Source organism: Streptomyces sp. NPDC045956, from assembly GCF_056430705.1.
The window spans coordinates 247,601-261,593 of record NZ_JBWKKZ010000008.1; the positions used below are offsets into that span (position 1 = coordinate 247,601).

The following is a 13,993-nucleotide window of genomic DNA, read 5'->3' on the forward strand; positions in this document are numbered from 1 at the left end:
GGTAGGCTGGCGGATTGTTGTACCTCACTGGGACACCCGGCACTTCGTCGGTCAAAGTCACTGAAAACCCGTCCGTTCCGGGCGGGGTGTGGTACGGCAGAACCGAGGGACGCGCAACGTGGCGCAGTCCACAGCGGGCCGTCGCGGATCGAGCTGTCGTGACGGGGGAACGACCGCGACAATGCCACTCAGTGGCTTTGTCGTCATTTCCGGCGGGTCGTTCGTGCCGCTGGGCACGCACGCTCGTTCTCCACTGTGGGGCGGTCGGCGCGCCGTCCCGGGCGAGCTGGTCGTAGAAGCACTAACCGATGGGCGAGGGGTTACGCATGACCGACACCGGCGAGATCCCGGGCGAGGGGCTGCCGGAGAACGCAGGCATGGTGGACCAGCCGGGCGTCCCCGCACCCGGCGCGTACACCTACCTCTCCGAGACCACCGCCGAGGACGAGGACCTCCTGCTGTTGCCGGGAGCGCAGAGCGCCTGGGGCAACGAGGTCGCGCCGCCCGCGCCGGAGCCGGTCGTCGAGACCGTGCACCAGCCGGGACCGCACGAGATCTCCGGCCGCGACAGCGGCTCGGTCGACCTCAGCGGTGTCCGTCTGCCCGATCCGGCACAGGAGTCCGCGTCCGCCCCGGTCCCGCCGCGCAGGCCGCTGCACCTCGGTCCGCCGATCCCCGACACCTCGGCGAGCCCGGTCCGTTCCCTCGCCGACCGCGGCCCCGCCGACGTCCCGGTACGGCACGCCGGACCGCCGACCGCCGGCCCCGAGTACCTCGACGTTCCGCAGGCCGTCGCGATGCCCCCGCAAGGTGCGGCGCCCTGGGCCGCGCAGGCGGCTCCGCAGACGCCGGGGACTCAGGCGGACGCCGGGGCGATGCATGCGGAAACGGTTGTTCCGGTACCGGAGCAGGTGCGTGAGCCGGTGGGCGCCGCGCAGGCGCTCGTGACCCGCGTGGCGACGGAGGCCGTGGCGGCGACGGGCGGGGCGCCGGGGGAGCCGGGCACGACGGCCGAGTCCGCCGAGTCCGCCGAGCCCACCGAACCCGCCGAGCCTGCTGCGCCGGCCGAGGAGACCGGGCCGAACGCCGAGATCGTCGTCGACGTCCGGGCCGACGCCGTGCCCGCGGCTGTGCCCGGACCCTCCGACGGTGCCGACGCGGTGGCGGGTGACGAGGTGCCGGACGGTTCGTCGGTCCCGGCCCCCGGTGCCAGTGCTCCGGAGGCGGTCGCCGAAGCGGCGGTCGGCGAGGGGTCCGTTCCGCCGGAAGCCCCGGCGCCCGCGGCCGAGCCGGCCGTCACCGCGCCCTCGGTCCCCGAGGTCGAGGCGGTACAGGTGGTCGAGCCGGACGCGGCGCCCGTGCCCGATGCCGACGACACCGTCCAGCCCGTTCCGCACGCTCAGCCCGCCGAGCCCCTCCAGGTCGTCGCCGAGCAGCCGGCGCCGGGGGAACCCGAAGCGTCCGAGGTCACCGAGCCCTTCGCGACGGTCGCGGTCGTCGAGCCGACCGTGACGCATGAGCCGCAGGAAACCTCCCTCGCCGAAGTCCCCGAGGCTCCCGAGGTGCCGGGCGCCCAGGCGTCCGACGCGTCCGACGCGTCCGACGCACTTGAGGACGCCCGGTCGCCCGAGGTGGCCGGCCCCGAGCACGCGGTGGCCGAACCGGCCCCCGAGGCCCGGCAGATGCCGGAGGCGCCGGTCTCCGCCGAGCAGCCGGCCCCCGTACACCAGGAGCCGTTCGCGCAGCCCGAACCGCCTTCGCGACCCGAGCAGGCCGCACGGCCCGAGCCGCCCCGACCGGACGTCCAGCCCACGGCGACGCACCCGGAACCGGACGCGCAGGCCGTGCCGCCGGCTGTCGCCCCGCAGGCGGACGTCCTCCCCGTCGCCGCGCCGCCCGCCGAGGCCGTCGCCGAGCCCGCGCCGCAGGCGGGGACCGCGCCGGACGTCCTGGCCGCCGCCCCGCCCACCGAGCCCGTTGCCCTTGCCGCCGAGCCCGCCGCCCCGGTCGCGCCGGTCCTCCAGCCCGACCCGGTCGACCCGCAGCCGGCTCAGGGGCCCCGGTCCCTGCCCGAAGCCGCGGAGACGGAGGGCGCCTCGTCGGTGGCCGCCGAACCGGAGCCTCACCCTGAGCAGCCCGCGCACGCGGAGCAGCCCGCGCACGCGGTGCGGCCCGAAGGCGCGTACGCCGACCGGTCGGAGACCGGGTTCGTGCCCGTCGCCGGCGGCCAGGTGCCCACGACCCCGCAGCTCGCGCCGACGCCGCCCGAGGGCCTCGTCCTCCCGGCGGAGGCCCAGGCGCCCGCTTCGGTGCCCCCGGTCCCCGCTCCGCGCGAGGCCGACCCCGACGTCGCCCAGAACGCCGACGACCTCGACACCCGCGGCGCCGGCCAGGAAGACGACGCGGCCCGCCCCGAACCGGCCGCGCAGCCGCGCCCGGACGTCCCCGCAGACCAGGAAGACCCGCACCACGTGAGCACGGCCGCACCGGCGGAAGCACGACAGTCCACCGGCCCGGCGGCCCCCGCCTACGCCGACGCCGAACGCGAGGCCGTCCTGAAGGTCATGCGGGAACGCCGCGACATCCGCAACGGCTTCCGCGGCGACCCCATCCCGCACGAGGTGCTGCTGCGCGTCCTGGAGGCCGCCCACACCGCGCCCTCCGTCGGCCACTCGCAGCCCTGGGACTTCGTCGTCATCCGCTCCGCCGACACCCGGCGGGCCATGCACGAACTGGCGACGCGTCAGCGCGAGGCCTACGCCAAGTCCCTCCCCAAGGGCCGGGCCAAGCAGTTCAAGGAACTGAAGATCGAGGCCATCCTCGACACCCCGGTCAACATCGTCGTCACCGCCGACCCGACGCGCGGCGGCCGCCACACCCTGGGCCGGCACACCCAGCCGCAGATGGCCCCGTACTCCTCCGCCCTCGCGGTCGAGAACCTCTGGCTCGCCGCCCGCGCCGAGGGCCTCGGCGTCGGCTGGGTCAGCTTCTTCGACGAGCGCGAGATGGTCCGCGCCCTCGGCCTGCCCGAACACCTGGACGTCGTCGCCTACCTGTGCGTGGGCTACGTCGACGAGTTCCCGGACGAGCCCGAGCTGATGCAGGCCGGCTGGTCCAAGCGCCGCCCGCTCTCCTGGGTGGTGCACGAGGAGACGTACGGCCGTCGCGCCCTGCCCGGCGAGGCGCCGCACGACCTGCTCGCCGAGACCGTCGCGCAGATCCGCCCGCTGGACGCCAAGGCGCTCGGCGAGGCCTGGGAACGGCAGAAGCGGATGACCAAGCCGGCCGGCGCGCTCGGCATGCTGGAGATCATCTCCGCCCAGCTCTGCGGCCTGTCCCGGCAGTGCCCGCCGCCCATCCCGGAGCCCGCGGCCGTCGCGGTCTTCGCCGGCGACCACGGAGTGCACGCCCAGGGCGTCACCCCCTGGCCGCAGGAGGTCACCGCCCAGATGGTGGCCAACTTCCTCGGCGGGGGAGCGGTCTGCAACGCCTTCGCCACCCAGGTCGGCGCCGAGGTGTGCGTCGTGGACGTCGGTGTCGCCACCGACCTGCCCGCCACCCCCGGTCTGCTGCCCCGCAAGGTCCGCGCGGGCACCTCCGACATGACGACCGGCCCCGCGATGACCCGCGAGGAGGCCAAGCAGGCCATCGAGGTCGGCATCGAGACCGCCCGCGACCTGGTGGCGGCCGGCAACAAGGCTCTGCTCACCGGTGAGATGGGCATCGCGAACACCACCGCGTCCGCCGCGCTGATCTCCGTCTTCACCGGTGCGGACCCGGCCGAGGTCACCGGTCGCGGCACCGGCATCAACGACGAGACGCTGGCCCGCAAGACCGAGGTCGTCCGCCGCGCCCTGGAAGTGCACCAGCCGGACCCGGCCGACCCCATCGGCGTGCTCGCCGCGATCGGCGGCTTCGAGCACGCCGCCATGGTCGGTCTGCTGCTCGGCGGCGCCTCCCTGCGCACCCCGGTGCTCCTGGACGGCGTCAGCGCCGGCGCCGCCGCCCTGGTGGCCCGCGCCATCGCCCCCGAGGTCCTCGCGGCCTGCATCGCGGGTCACCGCAGCGCCGAGCCCGGCCATGTCGCCGCCCTCAACAAGCTGGGCCTGCGCCCCCTGGTCGACCTCGACCTCCGCCTCGGCGAGGGTACCGGCGCGCTGCTCGCCCTGCCGATGGTGCAGAGCACCGCGCGGGCGATGCACGAGGTGGCGACGTTCGACTCCGCGGGCGTCACCGAGAAGTAGCCGGGACGGGACAGGGGCGGCGCGACCGGAGATCCGTCGCCGCCCCGGCCCGCCGTACGCCGGACCGACCTCGTGCCGTCCCCGCACGTCTCCTAGAATCCGCACGTATCCCCACGTCAGGGCCGCTCCACCGCCGTAGCGCCCACCGCACCGCCAGGACGAGGAGCCCACCCTCATGGCCGAACACCCCGCCTACCCCGTAGGCCTCCGCCTCACCGGCCGTCGCGTGGTCGTCCTCGGTGGCGGTCAGGTCGCCCAGCGTCGCCTGCCCGCCCTCATCGCGGCGGGCGCGGACATCCGCCTCGTCTCCCCCGCGGCGACCCCCTCGGTCGAGGCCATGGCGGACGCGGGAGAAATCGCGTGGGAGCGGCGCCCGTACACCGAGGGCGACCTCGCGGACGCCTGGTACGCCCTGATCGCCACCAGCGACACCACGGCCAACGCCGCCGCCTCCGCCGAGGCCGAGCGGCACCGCGTCTGGTGCGTCCGCTCCGACGACGCCGACGAGGCCACGGCGTGGACACCGGCGACCGGTCACAGCGAGGGCGTCACCGTCGCCGTGCTCACCACGGACGCGCGCGGCCGCGACCCCCGCCACACCGCCGCCATCCGGGACGCGGTCGTGGAGGGCCTGCGCGACGGCACCCTCGTCGCCCCGCACCACCGCACCCGCACCGCCGGGGTCTCCCTCGTCGGCGGCGGCCCGGGCGACCCCGACCTGATCACCGTTCGCGGCCGCCGCCTGCTCGCCGAGGCCGACGTCGTCATCGCCGACCGGCTCGGCCCGCGCGACCTGCTCGCCGAGCTGCCGCCGCACGTGGAGGTCATCGACGCCGCGAAGATCCCCTACGGCCGTTTCATGGCCCAGGAGGCCATCAACAACGCGCTCATCGAGCACGCCAAGCAGGGCAAGGCCGTCGTCCGGCTGAAGGGCGGCGACCCGTACGTCTTCGGACGAGGGATGGAGGAGGCGCAGGCGCTGGCCGAAGCGGGTATCCCGTGCACCGTCGTCCCCGGCATCTCCAGCTCCGTCTCGGTCCCCGGAGCGGCCGGCATCCCGGTCACCCACCGGGGCGTCGCCCACGAGTTCACCGTGGTCAGCGGCCATGTCGCCCCCGACGACGAGCGCTCCCTGGTGGACTGGCCGTCCCTCGCCAAGCTGACCGGCACCCTCGTGATCCTCATGGGCGTCGACAAGATCGGCCGCATCGCCGAGACCCTCGTCGCGCACGGCAAGTCCCCCGAGACCCCGGTCGCCCTCGTCCAGGAGGGCACCACGGCCGCCCAGCGCCGGGTCGACGCCACCCTCGCGACGGTCGCCGACACGGTCGTCGCGCAGGAGGTCAAGCCACCCGCCGTCATCGTCGTCGGCGAGGTCGTCGGCGTCGGTCCGCAGGGGACGGTGTGACATGGGCGAACTCCTCACGATCGACGACCCCGCCGACCCCCGCCTGCACGACTACACCAACCTGACCGACGTCGAACTGCGCCGCCGCCGCGAGCCCGCCGAGGGCCTCTTCATCGCCGAGGGCGAGAAGGTCATCCGACGGGCCGGCGAAGCGGGCTACGCGATGCGGTCGATGCTGCTCTCCGCCAAGTGGGTCGACACGATGCGCGACATCATCGACGAGGCCCCCGCCCCGGTGTACGTCGTCGACCCGGCCCTCGCCGAGCAGGTCACCGGCTACCACGTGCACCGCGGCGCCCTCGCCTCGATGCGGCGCAAGCCGCTGCCGACGGCGTCCGACCTCCTGACGGCCACCCGGCGCGTCGTCGTCATGGAGTCGGTCAACGACCACACCAACATCGGCGCGATCTTCCGTTCCGCCGCCGCCCTCGGACTGGACGCCGTCCTGCTCTCACCGGACTGCGCCGACCCGCTGTACCGGCGCAGCGTGAAGGTCTCCATGGGCGCCGTCTTCTCGGTTCCGTACGCCCGCCTGGACACCTGGCCGGCCGGACTGGAGGCGGTCCGCGAGGCGGGCTTCGCGCTCCTCGCCCTCACTCCCGACGCGCGGGCCAAGGCTCTCGACGAGGTCGCCCCGCACCGGATGGACCGGGTGGCGCTCATGCTGGGCGCCGAGGGCGACGGACTCAGCCGGCGGGCCCTGGCGGCGTCCGACGAGTGGGTCCGCATCCCCATGTCCCACGGTGTCGACTCCCTGAACGTGGGAGCGGCGGCAGCGGTCGCCTTCTACGCGGTGACGGCGGGCCGACCCCCGGAGTGAGGCCGCGGTCCGGCCGTCGCGGTGCGGGAGTCCGCCCTGTGCACCGGGCCCCCACAACGCCCCTTACGGTCCGGTCCGGCCCTCAGAGCCCGGCCGCGTGCCACCCGGGCGTGTCGCCGTGTTCGTCGACCCGCTCCTGCTGAGCCCGCACAGTGCCCCGGTCGTCGCCCAGTCCCCTGGACGGCCCCTGGCAACCCTGCGCGGCGGCGATACCCAGCGCGACCAGCAGGGTCACGACCACGAACACGAACAGACGCTGCCGCAGCAGCCGCGGATTGGCGGGCCGCCGCCAGCGGGTCCCGGTCGGCCTCGGCGCCGTACGGCCGGGGCCGCCGCGCGGCGTGGGCCGGCCCCCGCTGTCCTGGCGGGAGGTGTTGCGGCCGGTGTTGCTGCGGGAGGCGGGTGTGGGCCGCCCTCCGGAGCGGGCGCCCGCACCGTTGCCCCCGCGCGGGGCGCCGCCGCCCCGTGCGGCGGACCCGCCCCGCGAGGGCGTGCCGCCGCGGGAGGGATCGGCACCGCGCGAGGGCGCGCCGCCGCGTGCGGGCGCCGGCCCACGGGATCCCGACGTGCTCCGTGGGGCGGGCGTGCCCTGCACGCCCGGCCGGCTCTGCGGACGTCGCTGAGCACGCTCCGGATAGGTGTCGGCGAGCCGCCCCGTGGGCAGGTCGGCCTCCGCGCTGCGCGGCGCGGGGGGCCGTACGTCGGCCAGGCCCTGGGCCTCCCGGGCGGCGATCTCCTTGAGCCGCAGGGACAGTTGCAGCGTGCTCGGGCGTTCCTCGGGGTCCTTGGCCAGACACGCCCGGACCAGCGGAGCGAGGGCGTCCGGGACGCCGTGCAGCTGCGCCTCCTCGTGCACCACGCGGTACAGCATCACCTCGGAACTCCCGTGCCCGAACGGTGAGTCGCCCATCGAGGCGTAGGCGAGCGTGGCGCCGAGCGAGAACACGTCCGTGGCCGGAGTGACGGCCGCCCCGCGCACCTGCTCGGGCGCGAGGAACCCGGGGGAGCCGACGGCGGTGCCGACGTGCGTGAGGGTCGAGGCGCCCGTCGCCCAGGCGATGCCGAAGTCGATGATCCGCGGCCCCTTCGGGGAGAGCAGGATGTTGGACGGCTTCAGGTCCCGGTGCACCACCCCGGCCTCGTGCACGGCGACCAGCCCCTCGGACAGGGCAGCGCCCACGGCGGCGACGTCCGCCGCGCCGAGCGGCCCCCCGTCGACGACCTTGTCGTGCAGGGAGGGGCCGGGCACGTACTGCGTGGCGAACCAGGGGCGGTCGGCGTCCAGGTCGGCGGCGACCAGCCGCGCCGTGCAGCCACCGCGGATGCGCCGGGCCGCCGACACCTCCCGGGCGAACCGCGAGCGGAACTCCTGGTCCTCGGCCAGGTCCGGCCGGATGACCTTCAGCGCGACCCGCTGCCCCTTCTTGTCGGAGCCCAGGTAGACCACGCCCATCCCACCCGCGCCGAGCCGTCTGTGAAGCCTGAACGAGCCGACGACGCGCGGGTCCTCGCGCCTCAGGCGCATCATCGCCATGTTCATCCCCGCTGCCCGGTCCCTGTGACGAGCCCCAGCTTACGTTTCCACGGCCGCCCGCGCGCAGAGGCCGCGCCCTCCGCGGGCAACGGATTGTCAGTGCGGGGTGGGAGAGTTGAGGGGCGGTCAGGGAACACGTGAGCGAGCCGGCCCCGGCCCGCCGGTGATCCCAACCGGCGCGCGCGGACGGGGGTTTGGACGGGGGGAGCGGGCGGGTGCGGAGGGGGAGGGGGGTGTCCGGGGGCCGACCGGTGGCCACGGCGCGCTGACGCGCGAGGACGTCTGCCGAGCGAGGTCAGGGGCCCGCCGGAGCACGGCGGAAGTGAGCGATGTCACGGGCCGGGTGCCCGGACGCCGGGTCCGGGGCGCGTCACGAGGACGCCCCCTCCGGGAAGACCCCGAGGCGGGGCACCCGGTCTCCACCCAGGGGAGTACGCCCCGGGAGGCGGCTCATCCTCCGGGAGGCCCGGCAATCGGTACGAGGGCATGACGACCGGAGGGCGCGGGACACCTAGATTTGAGGTCAAGCGGCGGGTGCAGCACTCATCCCCCGAGGTCGGACGCCCGCCGCTGTCACAGGACAACCGAACGGTCAGGAGAGGGACCATGGCCCAGACGGCACCGCGGACGCTGGTCCGCACGCGGCAGGACCGCCGTCAGGCGCGGCGTCACCCGGTGGTGGCGACGCTCATGGCCCTGCCCCTGGCGGCTCTGCTCCTCCTCGTCTTCGACGGGTGGGAGACAGTGGCCACACAAGCGTCGTCCGTGGGTGTGATGCTGGGGCGCTGAAAGGCGACCCCCAGGCCCGGAAGAGCGGTCCGGGCGGGGACATCCACCCATGAAACCCCGTGGGGACGGGGGTGCGGCGGACGGCAGAATGCCGGCGCAGCTGGGGAGCTGCGCCGGCATTGCTCTTCCCCGGCACGACCGCGGAACCACGGCACCGGCACCGGCACCGGCCGCGGCTCTCGTCCTCCCCCCCCGGAGCGCCCGACCCGACGGCACCGGCACGCCCCGGCCCCCGCGCGGACGCCGAGGCCATGCCTCCCTCCCCCGGCGACAAGAGCCTCCGAGCGGACGGCGCCGAACCCCTGCGTACCCTCACCCCGTGACCACGGACGCCCTCCTCCCCTCCCTGACCGCCCGGGCCAGGGAAGCGGCCCACGCCCGCACCCCCGCCTGCCCCTGCGGCACCGCGGACCGACCCGGGGCCACGCCCGCGTCCCGCACGGAGGCCACGCCCGCACCCCCCACCGAGACCACGCTCGCCGACCGCCCCGACGCCACCGTCGTCCGGCACGCCGGCACCGTCGCCAAGGCGCACGCGGCGGACACCGACCCCGTCGAGCTGGCCCGCCGTGTCACCGCCGCCGCCCGACTCCCCGGCATCCTCCTGCCCCCGCTCCCTCCCACCGCTGCGGACCCCCGCGCCGCGGACGCTCAGCCGGGTGGCCCGACGCCCGTCACCCTGCACGAGCGGCTCGTCACCTACTGGCCGTACGGCACCCCGGTCGACCCGCAGGACCCGGACTCGGCGCCGTGGGAGGCCGCGGCCACCCTCCTCGCCCGGCTCCACCGCTCCCCGGCCCCCGCATCCCTGCCCCCGATGCGCGGTCCGGCCAAGGCGGCCCGGGCGGTCACCCGGCTCCGGGCCACCGCCCCCGACCACCCCGCCACCGCCTCCGTGCTGGACGCCTGGGCGGGCCTCCCCGCCTGGGCCCGCGGGGAGGCCGCCATGCCGGACACGACCACCCTGTGCCACGGCGACCTGCACCTCGGCCAGCTCGTACGCCACCCCGCCCCCGACGGGCCCTGGCTGCTCATCGACGTGGACGACCTCGGCACCGGCGTCCCGGCATGGGACCTGGCCCGACCGGCGGCCTGGTACGCCTGCGGACTGCTGCCGCCGGACGACTGGCACCGGTTCCTGACCGCCTACCGCACGGCCGGCGGCCCGGCCGTCCCGTCCCACGCGGACCCCTGGACCGCACTGGACGTACCGGCCCGCGCCCTCACCGTCCAGACCGCCGCCCGGGCCCTCACCAAGGCGGCAGCGGCGGGCCGGACCCCGGACGAGGTGGAGCAGGCGCTGGTCGACGCCTGCGCGCGGATGCCCTCGGACCGCCCCCGAGCCCCCCGCGGTTGAGGCGAATTCGCGCGACGTAGGGTGCAACCGACCCGCGGCCGGACAGAGTCTGTCCTGGCGATACGCGAATCAGGACCGACCGGCGAGGAGTTGAGCCGACCATGCAGTGCCCCAAGTGCCACGCACCGATGCACACCTACAACCGCAACGGCGTTCAGATCGAGCAGTGCAGCGGCTGCCGAGGCATCTTCCTCGACTACGGCGAGCTGGAGTCGCTGACCCGCCTGGAGGCGCAGTGGTCCCAGCCCGCTCCGCCGCCCCCGCCGGCGGCCCCGCAGGCCTACCCGGCCGCCCCGGCTCCCGCCTGGGGTGCCCCCCACGGCGGGCACCACGGCCACCACGGTCACCACCGCCAGAAGAGCTTCGGCCGCATGCTCTTCTCCAGCTGACCACCCGGCCAAGGACACGACGAAGCCCCCGGCCGTACGAGACGGCCGGGGGCTTCGGTGGGTGTGGACGATACTGGGATTGAACCAGTGACCTCTTCCGTGTCAGGGAAGCGCTCTCCCGCTGAGCTAATCGTCCTGGGAGTGCTGCGTGCGCGATACTGGGATTGAACCAGTGACCTCTTCCGTGTCAGGGAAGCGCTCTCCCGCTGAGCTAATCGCGCGGGGGACCCGAGAGAACCAAGATCCGGAGATCGAGGGCTCGAAGATCCAGTGGACGATACTGGGATTGAACCAGTGACCTCTTCCGTGTCAGGGAAGCGCTCTCCCGCTGAGCTAATCGTCCTTGGAGGTGGAGACGGGATTTGAACCCGTGTAGACGGCTTTGCAGGCCGTTGCCTCGCCTCTCGGCCACTCCACCAGGAGTGTAGGGGACCCGGGAGGCCCCCTGTTCCTGCGAGCGGACGACGAGGTTCGAACTCGCGACCTCAACCTTGGCAAGGTTGCGCTCTACCAACTGAGCTACGTCCGCCTGTCGGTTCGGTGCGCTTGCGCGTCCCGGCGACGTGATGAACTCTAGCGGATTCCGGAGCCAGCACAAAAACGCGTTTGTGCAGCGTGCTGCGGTGCGCACGCTCGCGCCCCTGGTCAGGGCACCTGGAACGACACGTTCGGGTCACCTCGGGGACACCGGCCTAGACTCGGTCACGTGCTCGACCTGCTTCCCCTCGCCCGCTTCGGCGACCGCCTCGCCACCGGTCTCCTCGACGTCACGAGCGATCCCGCGGCCCTGGAGTCCGAGGGCTTCTGGGCCGTGTGCGCGGACTTCGAGGGCCGTCTGACCTGCGCCCGCTTCGCGGACGTACGGACGGTGGCGGTGCCGGCGCCGGTGCCGGGCGGGTGGCGGGGGCCGGCCGTCGGTGACTGGACGTCCTCCCTCGACCGCGCCGCGTACACGGCGGCCGTGCGGCGCATCCGCGCCCACATAGCCGCCGGCGAGGTCTACCAGGCCAACCTCTGCCGGGTGCTCTCGGCGCCCGTCGCCCCGGACGCCGACGTGGACGCCCTCACCGCCCTGCTGGCCCGCGGCAACCCGGCGCCGTACGCCGGGACGATCCGGCTGCCCGGGCACGGCGTCGAGATCGCCACCGCGTCCCCCGAGCTGTTCCTGCGCCGCGACGGCCGGGTCGTCGAGTCCGGGCCGATCAAGGGGACCGGACGGACCGAGGCCGACCTGCTGGAGAAGGACTACGCCGAGAACGTGATGATCGTGGACCTGGTCCGCAACGACATCGGGCGGGTCTGCGCCACGGGCAGTGTGACGGTGCCCGACCTGTGCGCCGTGGAGAAGCATCCGGGACTCGTGCACCTCGTGTCGACGGTGCGCGGCGAACTGCGCGCGGGAGCCGGCTGGCCGGAACTGCTCGACGCCACCTTCCCGCCCGGGTCCGTCACCGGCGCGCCCAAGTCGAGCGCCCTGCGGATCATCGACGCGCTGGAGAGCGCGCCCCGGGGCCCGTACTGCGGGGGCATCGGCTGGGTCGACGCCGACCGGGGCACCGCGGAGCTGGCCGTCGGCATCCGCACCTTCTGGATCGACCGGTCCGCGGGACTGCTGCGCTTCGGCACCGGCGCCGGCATCACCTGGGGGTCCGACCCCGAGGGGGAGTGGCGGGAGACGGAGCTGAAGGCGTCCCGGCTGCTCGCGGTAGCGTCGGGGGCGTACGAGGTGATCGGAAGCGGAGAGGCGGTACAGACGTGAAGATCTGGCTCGACGGAGGGCTGCGGGACACCGGTTCCGCCCGCGTCTCCGTCTTCGACCACGGGCTGACCGTGGGCGACGGCATCTTCGAGACGGTGAAGGTGGTGGACGGCAGGCCGTTCGCGCTGACCCGGCACCTCGACCGGCTGACCCGTTCGGCACACGGCCTGGGGCTGCCCGATCCCGACCTCGACGAGGTCCGCCGCGCCTGCGCGGCCGTCATCGGGGCCAACCCGATGCCCCTGGGCCGGCTCCGCGTCACCTACACCGGCGGTCACGGCCCGCTCGGCTCCGACCGCGGCGAACACGGCCCGACCCTCGTCGTCGCCCTCGGCGAGACCGGTCGCCGACCCGACTCCACGGCCGTCGTCACGGTGCCCTGGACCCGCAACGAACGCGGCGCGCTCACCGGCCTGAAGACCACCTCCTACGCCGAGAACGTCGTCGCCCTCGCCCGCGCCCGCGAACGAGGGGCTTCGGAGGCACTGTTCGGCAACACGGTCGGGCAGCTCTGCGAGGGCACCGGGTCCAACGTCTTCGTGGTCCTCGACGGCGAGATCCACACCCCGCCCGTCGCCTCCGGCTGCCTCGCCGGCATCACCCGCGCCCTGGCCGTCGAGTGGACCGGCGCCCGCGAGACCGACCTCCCGCTGGACGTCCTGGCCCGCGCCGACGAGGTCTTCCTGACCTCCACCCTGCGGGACGTCCAGGCCGTGCACCGCGTGGACGACCGCGAACTCCCGGGCGCCCCGGGACCGGTGACCGCGAAGGCGATGCGGATCTTCGAGGAGCGGTCCGGGGACGACCTGGATCCCTGAGCGCGGATAATCGGCTGCCCTTCCGGTCCCCGGCGGGTAGAACACCCGTGATGACCACCACCCTGCGGCCGACCGAGCCGCTTCAGCGCGCCGCCGACGGGACACGTTCACGCCACTACCAGGTCTGTGTGAACAGCCGTCCCGTCGGCGCGATACACCTCGGCACCTCGCCCTCCCTCGGCGACTCGGTCGCCGTCATCCACGAGCTGCGTATCGACGCACCGGACCGCCGGCGCGGCCGGGGCACGGTCGCCGCGCTCGCGGCCGAGGAGGTCGCGCGGGGCTGGGGCTGCCGGCAGATCGAGGCGCACGTCGCCGGCGACGCCGAGGCCGGACTGGGCCTCGCGCGGGCACTCGGCTACGTCCCGCGCAGCCGCGGCATGACCAAGCCGCTCGGCGAGACCCCGCCCGCCCTGCCCGCGGGCAGCGTCGCACGGCCCATGACCCGGGACGAGTTCGCCGCCTGGAAGGCCTACGAGTCACAGGAGTACGCCCGTACCTGGATCGAGCGGGGGCTCCCCGAGGCCGAGGCGCACGCGAAGGCGCGCCGCGACCACGAGCTGCTCCTGCCGCACGGGCTGGACACCGAGAACATGCTGTTCAGCGTGTTGGAACGGGAGGGCGTGCGGGTCGGGGTCCTGTGGCTGGCGCTTCAGGAGGACCGGGCCTACGTCTTCGACGTCGAGGCCGACGCGGCCCATCGGGGCCGGGGGCACGGCCGCACGCTGATGCTGCTGGCCGAGGCGCAGGCGATCACCGCCGGACGGCCGCTGATCGGCCTCAACGTCTTCGCCGGGAACACCCCGGCCGAGCGGCTGTACGAGTCGCTCGGCTACACGACCACGCGGTACGGCTTCTACAAACCGCTGCTCTAG

The 13,993-nt window shown here is 74.7% G+C and carries 10 protein-coding genes and 5 tRNA genes; 9 read left to right on the top strand and 6 right to left on the bottom strand.

Annotated features, from left to right (window positions below):
• The first annotated feature begins 326 nt into the window (after positions 1 to 326).
• From cobT to AC07FV_RS22615, 3 genes are all read left to right on the top strand, one after another.
• Positions 327 to 4,244: a nicotinate-nucleotide--dimethylbenzimidazole phosphoribosyltransferase gene (gene cobT, locus AC07FV_RS22605; RefSeq protein WP_479089124.1), complete on the top strand. Its 3,918-nt coding sequence runs from the start codon at positions 327 to 329 to the stop codon at positions 4,242 to 4,244.
• A gap of 175 nt (positions 4,245 to 4,419) precedes the next feature.
• Positions 4,420 to 5,652 (top strand): uroporphyrinogen-III C-methyltransferase, encoded by a 1,233-nt coding sequence (cobA, locus tag AC07FV_RS22610; RefSeq protein WP_479089125.1) that lies wholly within the window; start codon positions 4,420 to 4,422, stop codon positions 5,650 to 5,652.
• Between the two features lies 1 nt (position 5,653).
• Positions 5,654 to 6,472 (top strand): TrmH family RNA methyltransferase, encoded by an 819-nt coding sequence (locus AC07FV_RS22615; protein ID WP_479089126.1) that lies wholly within the window; start codon positions 5,654 to 5,656, stop codon positions 6,470 to 6,472.
• An 82-nt stretch (positions 6,473 to 6,554) separates the two neighbouring features.
• Here AC07FV_RS22615 and AC07FV_RS22620 read toward each other — a convergent pair whose 3' ends face one another.
• Positions 6,555 to 8,012, bottom strand: coding sequence for a serine/threonine-protein kinase (locus tag AC07FV_RS22620; RefSeq protein WP_479089127.1), 1,458 nt, complete (start codon positions 8,010 to 8,012; stop codon positions 6,555 to 6,557).
• Positions 8,013 to 8,612: 600 nt separating this feature from the next.
• Between AC07FV_RS22620 and AC07FV_RS22625 the strand changes: the two genes are divergently transcribed.
• The 3 genes from AC07FV_RS22625 (at position 8,613) to AC07FV_RS22635 (ending at position 10,541) form a co-directional block, all read left to right on the top strand.
• Positions 8,613 to 8,795 carry a hypothetical protein gene (locus AC07FV_RS22625; protein ID WP_053128126.1) on the top strand — a complete coding sequence of 61 codons (183 nt, stop codon included), beginning with the start codon at positions 8,613 to 8,615 and terminating at the stop codon, positions 8,793 to 8,795.
• A 319-nt stretch (positions 8,796 to 9,114) separates the two neighbouring features.
• Complete coding sequence (locus AC07FV_RS22630) at positions 9,115 to 10,152, top strand: phosphotransferase family protein (protein WP_479089128.1); 1,038 nt, start codon at positions 9,115 to 9,117, stop codon at positions 10,150 to 10,152.
• Positions 10,153 to 10,253: 101 nt separating this feature from the next.
• On the top strand, positions 10,254 to 10,541 hold the full coding sequence (locus AC07FV_RS22635) for a TFIIB-type zinc ribbon-containing protein (protein ID WP_479089129.1): 288 nt from the start codon (positions 10,254 to 10,256) through the stop codon (positions 10,539 to 10,541).
• A 64-nt stretch (positions 10,542 to 10,605) separates the two neighbouring features.
• Here the strand turns inward: AC07FV_RS22635 and AC07FV_RS22640 are convergent.
• From AC07FV_RS22640 to AC07FV_RS22660, 5 genes are all read right to left on the bottom strand, one after another.
• Positions 10,606 to 10,677: transfer RNA gene (locus tag AC07FV_RS22640), tRNA-Val, on the bottom strand.
• A gap of 13 nt (positions 10,678 to 10,690) precedes the next feature.
• Positions 10,691 to 10,762, bottom strand: a tRNA-Val gene (locus AC07FV_RS22645).
• A 50-nt stretch (positions 10,763 to 10,812) separates the two neighbouring features.
• Positions 10,813 to 10,884, bottom strand: a tRNA-Val gene (locus tag AC07FV_RS22650).
• A gap of 1 nt (position 10,885) precedes the next feature.
• Positions 10,886 to 10,959 (bottom strand) — tRNA-Cys (locus tag AC07FV_RS22655).
• A 38-nt stretch (positions 10,960 to 10,997) separates the two neighbouring features.
• Positions 10,998 to 11,070, bottom strand: a tRNA-Gly gene (locus AC07FV_RS22660).
• Between the two features lie 177 nt (positions 11,071 to 11,247).
• On the opposite strand from AC07FV_RS22660, the gene AC07FV_RS22665 reads away from it, so the two are divergent.
• From AC07FV_RS22665 to AC07FV_RS22675, 3 genes are read left to right on the top strand one after another with little or no spacing between them, the layout of a single operon-like run.
• Positions 11,248 to 12,300, top strand: a complete 1,053-nt coding sequence (locus AC07FV_RS22665; protein WP_479089130.1) for a chorismate-binding protein — start codon at positions 11,248 to 11,250, stop codon at positions 12,298 to 12,300.
• On the top strand, positions 12,297 to 13,118 hold the full coding sequence (locus AC07FV_RS22670; RefSeq protein ID WP_479089131.1) for an aminotransferase class IV: 822 nt from the start codon (positions 12,297 to 12,299) through the stop codon (positions 13,116 to 13,118). Before AC07FV_RS22665 ends, AC07FV_RS22670 begins: the two co-directional genes overlap by 4 nt.
• A gap of 50 nt (positions 13,119 to 13,168) precedes the next feature.
• Entirely contained in the window at positions 13,169 to 13,993 is an 825-nt protein-coding gene (locus AC07FV_RS22675; protein ID WP_479089132.1) for a GNAT family N-acetyltransferase, read from the top strand.